At 56.7% G+C, this 7,167-nt stretch carries 10 protein-coding genes, 1 tRNA gene and 1 other RNA gene; 11 read left to right on the top strand and 1 reads right to left on the bottom strand.

Annotated features, from left to right (window positions below; genetic code table 11):
- Positions 1-38: 38 nt before the first annotated feature.
- Positions 39-131: transfer RNA gene (locus tag BN1189_RS00095), tRNA-Ser, on the bottom strand.
- Positions 132-224: 93 nt separating this feature from the next.
- Here BN1189_RS00095 and ffs point away from each other — a divergent pair.
- From ffs to BN1189_RS00150, 11 genes are all read left to right on the top strand, one after another.
- An RNA gene (gene ffs, locus BN1189_RS00100) (signal recognition particle sRNA large type) lies at positions 225-490 on the top strand.
- Between the two features lie 180 nt (positions 491-670).
- Positions 671-2,464, top strand: a complete 1,794-nt coding sequence (dnaX, locus tag BN1189_RS00105; RefSeq protein ID WP_040224439.1) for a DNA polymerase III subunit gamma/tau — start codon at positions 671-673, stop codon at positions 2,462-2,464.
- A 26-nt stretch (positions 2,465-2,490) separates the two neighbouring features.
- The gene (locus BN1189_RS00110) at positions 2,491-2,811 is read left to right on the top strand and encodes a YbaB/EbfC family nucleoid-associated protein (RefSeq protein ID WP_040224440.1); all 321 of its coding nucleotides are present in this window, start codon (positions 2,491-2,493) and stop codon (positions 2,809-2,811) included.
- 95 nt (positions 2,812-2,906) lie between these two features.
- A complete protein-coding gene (recR, locus tag BN1189_RS00115; protein ID WP_040224441.1) occupies positions 2,907-3,503 on the top strand; it encodes a recombination mediator RecR in 597 nt (198 codons plus the stop codon).
- Between the two features lie 55 nt (positions 3,504-3,558).
- Positions 3,559-3,777 (top strand): YaaL family protein, encoded by a 219-nt coding sequence (locus tag BN1189_RS00120; protein ID WP_040224443.1) that lies wholly within the window; start codon positions 3,559-3,561, stop codon positions 3,775-3,777.
- 148 nt (positions 3,778-3,925) lie between these two features.
- A complete protein-coding gene (locus BN1189_RS00125) occupies positions 3,926-4,189 on the top strand; it encodes a pro-sigmaK processing inhibitor BofA family protein (RefSeq protein ID WP_052455547.1) in 264 nt (87 codons plus the stop codon).
- A gap of 668 nt (positions 4,190-4,857) precedes the next feature.
- Positions 4,858-5,268 carry a hypothetical protein gene (locus tag BN1189_RS00130; RefSeq protein WP_179860867.1) on the top strand — a complete coding sequence of 137 codons (411 nt, stop codon included), beginning with the start codon at positions 4,858-4,860 and terminating at the stop codon, positions 5,266-5,268.
- 26 nt (positions 5,269-5,294) lie between these two features.
- Positions 5,295-5,615, top strand: coding sequence for a YbaB/EbfC family nucleoid-associated protein (locus BN1189_RS00135; protein WP_040224440.1), 321 nt, complete (start codon positions 5,295-5,297; stop codon positions 5,613-5,615).
- A 95-nt stretch (positions 5,616-5,710) separates the two neighbouring features.
- The gene (gene recR / locus BN1189_RS00140) at positions 5,711-6,307 is read left to right on the top strand and encodes a recombination mediator RecR (RefSeq protein WP_040224441.1); all 597 of its coding nucleotides are present in this window, start codon (positions 5,711-5,713) and stop codon (positions 6,305-6,307) included.
- A gap of 55 nt (positions 6,308-6,362) precedes the next feature.
- Positions 6,363-6,581: a YaaL family protein gene (locus tag BN1189_RS00145; protein ID WP_040224443.1), complete on the top strand. Its 219-nt coding sequence runs from the start codon at positions 6,363-6,365 to the stop codon at positions 6,579-6,581.
- Positions 6,582-6,729: 148 nt separating this feature from the next.
- Positions 6,730-6,993, top strand: a complete 264-nt coding sequence (locus tag BN1189_RS00150) for a pro-sigmaK processing inhibitor BofA family protein (protein WP_052455547.1) — start codon at positions 6,730-6,732, stop codon at positions 6,991-6,993.
- Positions 6,994-7,167: the final 174 nt, after the last annotated feature.

The raw sequence follows: 7,167 nt of genomic DNA on the forward strand, positions 1-7,167 counted from the left end.
AATTTTTTCTATCTCAAATTTATGCGCGTTTTCGTGAATGGCGGAGGAGGAGGGATTCGAACCCCCGCGCGGTGTGACCCGCCTCCCGGTTTTCAAGACCGGTCCCTTCAGCCAGGCTTGGGTACTCCTCCATATCACGCCTTATAATTTAGCACGGCCGGTCCGCCGTGTCAATGGAATTGTACGGTTGATTTTTTGGTGGGGGCGTCGTATAATGAGAGACGCCGTGCTAGGTGGGAAGGTAGCGGTGTCCTGTAACCCGCAATCCGCTCCAGCGGGACTGAATTCCTTTCCGAGGCCGCTGTCATGCAGGGCCTGCCTTCTGCACGTAGTGTTGACGTTTGGGTCCTGCGCAATGGGGCCCCATGAACCATGTCAGGTCCGGAAGGAAGCAGCATTAAGTGGTCTTCCCCATGTGCCGCGGGGCAGCCTAAACCGAGCCAACGACAGGAGTAACGCTTGTGTGCATCGGTCGAAGAAAGGTGCACGGCATTGACTTTAATATGATAGGCCCGTCCGGATTCCGGGCGGGCCTTTTCGCATGTCCGGGGACCGCCGGGCGGTTGTCCGGATTGCTACCGGAAACGGGATGAAACAGGGGCGCGACTGCCCCTCCTGTGGTATAATGGAGGTATGTGAAAAATAGCGGAAAGCGGAGGAGGGACTGCCGGTGTACCAGGCGTTTTACAGGGCCTACAGGCCACAGACATTCGGAGACATGAGCGGACAGCAACACGTCAGGCGGACACTGCAGAATGCCCTCCTCCAGAGCAAGACGACCCATGCCTACCTGTTCTCCGGACCGAGGGGAACGGGGAAGACGAGTGCGGCCAAGATCTTCGCAAAGGCGCTCAACTGCGCCGAGGCGCCGGCTGCCGAGCCGTGCAATGAATGCGCCTCGTGCCTTGGCATCATGGACGGATCCGATACGGACGTCATTGAGTTCGATGCCGCGTCCAACTCGCGGGTCGAAGAAATCCGCGACATCATCGAGAAGGTCCGGTTCGCCCCGTCCAACTCGCGTTTCAAAGTGTATATCATTGATGAGGTCCATATGCTTTCAAACAGTGCGTTCAATGCGCTCTTGAAGACGCTCGAAGAGCCGCCGGCGCATGTCGTGTTCATCCTGGCGACGACAGAGCCGCACAAACTGCCGCCGACGATCATCTCGCGCTGCCAGCGGTTTGACTTCAAGCCGCTGTCAAGGTCGGACCTGACCGGACGGATGGAGCAGGTGCTCGACGACGTCGGCATCCGCTACGACGATCAGGCGCTCAAAGTGATTGCGCGGGCAGCCGCCGGCGGGATGCGGGACGCGCTCAGCATGCTCGACCAGGCAGTCTCGTTCGGAGGCGACGACGTCACATCCGAGGACGCGGTCATGGTCACCGGCTCGATCGGCGAGGAACTGTTCAGGGATATCGGGGAGGCCTTGTCGGAAAAAGACGCGGCCCGCGCCCTGTCGATCCTGGACCGGCTCGTCTCCGAAGGGAAGGATGTCGTCAGGCTGACGGAAGACCTGATCACATTCTTCCGCGATCTGCTCGTCATGAAGGCAGCGCCGGACATGCCGGACCTTTTCGAGCTGATCTCGGATCCCGAAACCGTCTCCGGACTGGCTGAGCAGCTTCCGGAAAGCCGGCTGTATTCGTTTATCGATATCCTCTCGGAAACCCGTCAGGACATGAGGTTTTCAAACCATGCCAGAGTTTACCTCGAGGCCGCACTTCTGAGGATGATCCAGGCCGGCGGCACGGCGGTTTCAGCGGGACAACCCGCGTCCGGCGCTGAGGGCGGCGAACTCCAGCTGAAGGTGGACCGTCTTGAGCAGATGGTGCTGGAACTCCGGCAGCAGCTGAAGGACGGGGCCGCAGCCGCACCGGGAGGCGCCCAGTCAGCCGACGGCCAGCCTGCCGCGCCGAGAAGGCGGTCGGCACCGAAGGCGAAAAACGGATTCACCGTCCAGGAAGGCCGCATCAAGGATATCCTCTCCCGTGCGACGAAAGAGGATATCCAGGCGCTTAAGTCAAACTGGGCGACCGTTCTCGGCGACATGCAAAAATCACAGGCCGCCCTGCTGAATGACGCGGAACCGGTGGCAGCATCGGACGGCGCATTCGTGTTAAAATTCAAATATGCAATCCATTGCGGGATGGCTGCGGCCAACCCGGATTTCAACGCCTCACTCACCCGGATCCTCTCGGGGCGGACCGGCACGGCTTACGAAGCGGTGTTCGTTCCGGAGGAAGACTGGCTGAGAATCCGCGAAACGTTCATCCGTGAGCGCGGTCTCGGCAAGACACCGGCCAGGGAAGAAAAGCCCGGCGATCGGCATCCGGATGAGGCGGCAGCCGAAGAGGCGCTCGGTCTGCTTGGGGAGTCCCAGGCCAGCGAGCGGGATCCGCTCATTGAAGAAGCGGAGAAACTTTTCGGCAAGCAGGCGGTCCATATACACGATGACTGACTTAAAACTTTGAGGAGGAATTGACTATGCGCGGCATGGGGAATATGCAAGGCATGATGAAACAGATGCAGAAAATGCAGAAGAAAATGGCGGAGGCCCAGGAAGAACTCGGCGAAAAGCGTCTCGAGGGCACTGCAGGCGGTGGCATGGTGAAAGTGGCCGTCTCCGGTCATAAGGAAGTGCTTGAGGTGACGGTGGATCCTTCCGTTGCCGATCCGGATGATGTCGAGATGCTCCAGGACCTGATCGTCATTGCGACGAACGACGCCCTGAAGCAGGCCGATGAACTGACGAACTCCACGATGGGGCAGTTCACAAAGGGCATGAACATCCCGGGCATGTTCTGATCCGGAAAAGATGCAGCGCATAAGGGGACGGGCCGGCACCGCTTGGGTGGGGTCCGTCCCCTTGCTTTCAAGGAAAATGAGGAGGAATGGGGAGTTTGCATTATCCAGAACCGATTTCCAAGCTGATCGACAGCTTCATGAAATTGCCGGGCATCGGGCCGAAGACGGCAGCCCGGCTCGCTTTTTATGTATTGGACATGAAGGAAGACACCGTCATGGAGTTCTCGCGTGCCCTGGTCGATGCCAAGCGGAAGCTGACCTATTGCTCGGTATGCGGGCATATCACCGATACCGACCCGTGCCGGATCTGCCAGGACGAGTCGCGCGACCAGTCGATGATCTGCGTGGTGCAGGAGCCGAAGGATGTCATCGCGATGGAGAAAATGCGAGACTACAACGGCCTGTACCATGTCCTGCACGGGGCAATTTCCCCGATGGACGGCATCGGCCCGGAAGACATCAACATTCCGGACCTGTTGAAACGGCTCCAGGATGAAACCGTGCAGGAAGTGATCCTGGCGACGAATCCGACGATCGAGGGCGAGGCGACGTCCATGTATATCTCCCGTCTCATCAAGCCGTCCGGCATCCGGACGACCCGGATTGCCCATGGCCTCCCGGTCGGAGGAGACCTCGAGTATGCAGATGAGGTAACGCTCTCGAAGGCGCTCGAGGGAAGAAGGGAACTGTAAGGCGGGCCGGAGTGTTCCGGTTTCCCGCACGGGGAGGAAAGGCAGGCGCGGACCGATGTTCAGGCGAAAGAACAAGCTGAAGCGTGAATACGATGAACGTCTGATCCGCCTTCTCGCGGAAACAAGGGAAGAGTGGATGCAGGCGAAAGAACTGGAGCGGCAGGCAGAGCGCTTCGACGATGACGGAGTGGCGAAGGTCCGCAGGCAGATTGCGGAAAGCCGCCACCTCTATCTGTTCAAGGAAGCAAGGGAACGGAATGTTCAAATGAAATGAGGACTTGGCCCGGCCGGACAATCGGATTGTCCGGTTTTTTTGTGGACTCATCTCTATAGAAGAGAACCATCGCCATTTATCCGGCATACGGGGTGGGCGGACGGCATACAGTGTGTCGTGCTGAATTTTTTAGAAGGAAGGGATCGAATTGAAATTTGCACTGGGGACCGCCGCCGTTTTGTTTGTGTTGCTGATCTGCATCCGCAATAAGCGGATCTTCTATACAGTTGCCGAGAAACTGTCCGTCTTTTGGTTTCGGCTGGCGGCTTCGTTCCTGATCTTGTTTCTGCTGAACCTCGGTGCCGGCCTGGCCGGATTCTTTGTCCCCATCAATATAGCGTCCGGCCTGCTGATCGCCGTCCTCGGGATCCCCGGGATTGCTTCCGTCTGCGCGCTTTCCGTGCTCCTCTGAAATCTTTTCGGGGGGGAATTGAGAAAAAGGGTTGCATTCATTGCGGAATGGGAGTATATTGAGGAAGTCGCTTTTTGAGGCGACGAAAACAGAAACAAAAAGAATCAAATTAAGTGTTGACACTTCGCGGACAGCATGTTATTATAATTAAGCTGTCGCAGAGAAAAACGAAGCGGCAACATGATGAACCTTGAAAACTGAACAGCAAAACGCTGATAATTTCGTTCCCGGATCCCGACCCCGTCGGGTGAACGGAACACATGATTCGGACATATCAAGCAGATATGCCAGCAACAAAGTATGAGCTTACTCATACTCTCTTATGGAGAGTTTGATCCTGGCTCAGGACGAACGCTGGCGGCGTGCCTAATACATGCAAGTCGAGCGGATGACGAGGAGCTTGCTCCTCCGATTCAGCGGCGGACGGNGATGCAGGCCTCCGGCCTGTACATCAGCGTTTTGCGTTCAGTTTTGAAGGTTCATGAATTTGAGCTTTCAACACTTGTTCTTTGAAAACCGGATAAAACGACATTGAAACACCAAGATTTCAACCGAGTGATCGATCATCGATCATACCTTTTTATGTCCGTTCCGCAGCGATTCGCCGTTTGCGGACGGAANAGGATATCCAGGCGCTTAAGTCAAACTGGGCGACCGTTCTCGGCGACATGCAAAAATCACAGGCCGCCCTGCTGAATGACGCGGAACCGGTGGCAGCATCGGACGGCGCATTCGTGTTAAAATTCAAATATGCAATCCATTGCGGGATGGCTGCGGCCAACCCGGATTTCAACGCCTCACTCACCCGGATCCTCTCGGGGCGGACCGGCACGGCTTACGAAGCGGTGTTCGTTCCGGAGGAAGACTGGCTGAGAATCCGCGAAACGTTCATCCGTGAGCGCGGTCTCGGCAAGACACCGGCCAGGGAAGAAAAGCCCGGCGATCGGCATCCGGATGAGGCGGCAGCCGAAGAGGCGCTCGGTCTGCTTGGGGAGTCCCAGGCCAGCGAGCGGGATCCGCTCATTGAAGAAGCGGAGAAACTTTTCGGCAAGCAGGCGGTCCATATACACGATGACTGACTTAAAACTTTGAGGAGGAATTGACTATGCGCGGCATGGGGAATATGCAAGGCATGATGAAACAGATGCAGAAAATGCAGAAGAAAATGGCGGAGGCCCAGGAAGAACTCGGCGAAAAGCGTCTCGAGGGCACTGCAGGCGGTGGCATGGTGAAAGTGGCCGTCTCCGGTCATAAGGAAGTGCTTGAGGTGACGGTGGATCCTTCCGTTGCCGATCCGGATGATGTCGAGATGCTCCAGGACCTGATCGTCATTGCGACGAACGACGCCCTGAAGCAGGCCGATGAACTGACGAACTCCACGATGGGGCAGTTCACAAAGGGCATGAACATCCCGGGCATGTTCTGATCCGGAAAAGATGCAGCGCATAAGGGGACGGGCCGGCACCGCTTGGGTGGGGTCCGTCCCCTTGCTTTCAAGGAAAATGAGGAGGAATGGGGAGTTTGCATTATCCAGAACCGATTTCCAAGCTGATCGACAGCTTCATGAAATTGCCGGGCATCGGGCCGAAGACGGCAGCCCGGCTCGCTTTTTATGTATTGGACATGAAGGAAGACACCGTCATGGAGTTCTCGCGTGCCCTGGTCGATGCCAAGCGGAAGCTGACCTATTGCTCGGTATGCGGGCATATCACCGATACCGACCCGTGCCGGATCTGCCAGGACGAGTCGCGCGACCAGTCGATGATCTGCGTGGTGCAGGAGCCGAAGGATGTCATCGCGATGGAGAAAATGCGAGACTACAACGGCCTGTACCATGTCCTGCACGGGGCAATTTCCCCGATGGACGGCATCGGCCCGGAAGACATCAACATTCCGGACCTGTTGAAACGGCTCCAGGATGAAACCGTGCAGGAAGTGATCCTGGCGACGAATCCGACGATCGAGGGCGAGGCGACGTCCATGTATATCTCCCGTCTCATCAAGCCGTCCGGCATCCGGACGACCCGGATTGCCCATGGCCTCCCGGTCGGAGGAGACCTCGAGTATGCAGATGAGGTAACGCTCTCGAAGGCGCTCGAGGGAAGAAGGGAACTGTAAGGCGGGCCGGAGTGTTCCGGTTTCCCGCACGGGGAGGAAAGGCAGGCGCGGACCGATGTTCAGGCGAAAGAACAAGCTGAAGCGTGAATACGATGAACGTCTGATCCGCCTTCTCGCGGAAACAAGGGAAGAGTGGATGCAGGCGAAAGAACTGGAGCGGCAGGCAGAGCGCTTCGACGATGACGGAGTGGCGAAGGTCCGCAGGCAGATTGCGGAAAGCCGCCACCTCTATCTGTTCAAGGAAGCAAGGGAACGGAATGTTCAAATGAAATGAGGACTTGGCCCGGCCGGACAATCGGATTGTCCGGTTTTTTTGTGGACTCATCTCTATAGAAGAGAACCATCGCCATTTATCCGGCATACGGGGTGGGCGGACGGCATACAGTGTGTCGTGCTGAATTTTTTAGAAGGAAGGGATCGAATTGAAATTTGCACTGGGGACCGCCGCCGTTTTGTTTGTGTTGCTGATCTGCATCCGCAATAAGCGGATCTTCTATACAGTTGCCGAGAAACTGTCCGTCTTTTGGTTTCGGCTGGCGGCTTCGTTCCTGATCTTGTTTCTGCTGAACCTCGGTGCCGGCCTGGCCGGATTCTTTGTCCCCATCAATATAGCGTCCGGCCTGCTGATCGCCGTCCTCGGGATCCCCGGGATTGCTTCCGTCTGCGCGCTTTCCGTGCTCCTCTGAAATCTTTTCGGGGGGGAATTGAGAAAAAGGGTTGCATTCATTGCGGAATGGGAGTATATTGAGGAAGTCGCTTTTTGAGGCGACGAAAACAGAAACAAAAAGAATCAAATTAAGTGTTGACACTTCGCGGACAGCATGTTATTATAATTAAGCTGTCGCAGAGAAAAACGAAGC

The sequence above is a fragment of the Bhargavaea cecembensis genome, from assembly GCF_000826125.2.
In the GTDB taxonomy this organism is placed as follows: domain Bacteria; phylum Bacillota; class Bacilli; order Bacillales_A; family Planococcaceae; genus Bhargavaea; species Bhargavaea cecembensis_B.